The sequence below is a fragment of the Mesotoga infera genome (assembly GCA_011045915.1).
In the GTDB taxonomy this organism is placed as follows: Bacteria; Thermotogota; Thermotogae; order Petrotogales; family Kosmotogaceae; genus Mesotoga; species Mesotoga infera_D.
Map to the genome: position 1 here is coordinate 1 of DSBT01000241.1, position 2,198 is coordinate 2,198.

At 50.0% G+C, this 2,198-nt stretch carries 2 protein-coding genes; both read left to right on the forward strand.

Going from position 1 to position 2,198, the window contains the following annotated elements:
• The first annotated feature begins 179 nt into the window (after positions 1-179).
• Positions 180-1,259 (forward strand): NADP transhydrogenase subunit alpha, encoded by a 1,080-nt coding sequence (locus tag ENN47_08250; protein ID HDP78158.1) that lies wholly within the window; start codon positions 180-182, stop codon positions 1,257-1,259.
• Between the two features lies 1 nt (position 1,260).
• On the forward strand, positions 1,261-2,198 hold a 938-nt coding region (locus ENN47_08255; protein HDP78159.1), incomplete at its 3' end, for a methionine synthase.

Consider the following 2,198-nt stretch of genomic DNA (forward strand, 5'->3'; position numbering starts at 1 on the left):
ACTTAACTTCTGCAGCCAATTATGTGCATTCGTCACATATCGCGCGAGACACTGCCTTCACTTAGTTCACAAAGGAGATTCTTGTATAATCGGAATACGAACTGAAGTTTCGGCTTCAGAGCTTATTATTTCGTATTGTTTTTTTCTTTTCTAGACAAGGGGATTGAGGAGGTGGTTCTATGAAGATAGCAGTAGTTGGTGCAGGCAATGGCGGACAGGCTCTTTCGGCAGTTCTGGCTATGAGAGGCCACGATGTCTCGCTTTATAACAGGAGCCAGAAGAGGATCTCGCCAATAATGACCGACCGAAAGATCAGGGTCGAAGGCGAGTCGAGCGGCAAAGCCAGATTGAGATACGTAGGAACTGATATGAAGAAGGCAATAGATGGCGCGGAGGCGATAATGGTGGTCGTGCCTGCCTTTGCTCATGCTCAGATTGCGGCCGGTCTGGCCGACTGCGTTACGGAAGGGCAAATTATAGTTCTGAATCCGGGCCGAACCGGAGGGGCGCTGGAGTTTGACAAGATATTCAGGGAGAAGGGTGTTAGAGAGAAAGTAGTAATTGCCGAGGCCCAAACCTTCGTCTTCGCTTCACGTATTTCCGGCCCGGGGATGGTAAAGATATTCAGAATCAAGAACGCTGTTCCCGTTTCCGTGCTTCCTTCAAAGGACAACGAGGCAATTCTGCCGATAATCAACGAGATCATGCCGGAGTTTACACTGGCGAAGAACGTGCTGTACACGAGTTTCAACAACATAGGAGCCGTATTTCATCCCGGCGCAATATTGATGAACGCTGGCTGGATAGAGACAAAGCACGGAGATTTCCAGTTTTACCTCGAAGGTATAAGCCTTTCTGTTGCAAGAGTTCTGGAGGAGCTGGACAAAGAACGTTGTGAAGTCACAAGCAAACTGGGAGTTGTCGCGATGGGCGCTAGGGAGTGGCTCGATTACGCTTATGACGTCAAAGGCGACGATCTCTATACGGCCATTCACAGTAATGAAGGCTACAGAGGCATTATGGCGCCCATAAGCATTGAGAACAGGTACATAATGGAGGATGTTCCTATGAGCCTGGTGCCGATGAGCTGTTTTGGAAGGAGACTTGGAGTGGAGACAAGAATTATAGACTCGATAATCAACATAGCCGGAGCGGTTATAGGAAGAGACTTCTGGAAAGAAGGCCGAACACTGGAGAACCTTGGAATAGACAAACTCTCTGTAGAAGACCTGCTCGAGTACGTCGAGGAAGGGAACTGAGATGAAGATCTTGGCGGGAGCAATTGGAAGCGACATTCATACAGCAGGCATCCTGAATTTCCTTAATCTCGCCGGCAAAGAAGGCTACGAGACTATCTACATCGGAAGCGTGATCGGTATAGATAAGCTGCTGGATAGTATAGAAGAGGCTTCGCCGGACATCGTTGCGGTGAGCTACAGGCTGGGAAAAGAGTCTTGCGAAGGACTTCTCAGAGAGCTTAAGATGTCGCTGGAGAACAGGGGTATCGAGAAAAGACTGATCTTCGGTGGAACGGTCGAGACCGCGGAGATAGCAGAGAGAAGCGGTCTTTTCGAGAAGGTCTTCGATGGAAGCGAGATGCCGGAAGAAGTCGTTATGTTCCTCAGGGGCAGGACCGATGCAAAAGGGGAAGTCGACTATCCGCAGGCGCTTCTCGAAAGAATTAAATCTATGAAGCCCTATCCGCTGATAAGGCATCATATAGGCCTGGAGACAGTTGAAGCGACTGAGATGGCCGTCCGGAACCTCGCCGAATCCGGATTGCTGGATATCATCTCACTCGCCCCGGATCAGAACTGCCAGCAATGGTTCTTTCAGCAGGAGAACATGATCTCTTCCGAAGACGGAGCCGGCGGCGCTCCATTCAGGACGAGAGAGGATTTTGAAAGAATGTATGAGGCAAGCCGAACAGGGAACTATCCCTTGATGCGCTGCTACTCAGGAACAAGAGATCTTCTGAAGTTCTCACTCCTCTTCAAAGAAACGATAAACAATGCCTGGGCGGCCGTGCCTTTGACATGGTATTCGCAGCTTGACGGCAGGTCGGACCGTGAATTGCTCGAAGCAATAAGAGACAATCAGGGAGCGATCGCCTGGAACGGAGGAAAGGGCATTCCGGTCGAGATAAACGAAGCTCATCAGTGGGCGCTAAGATACTGCCATGCTGCAGTCGAAGTGAC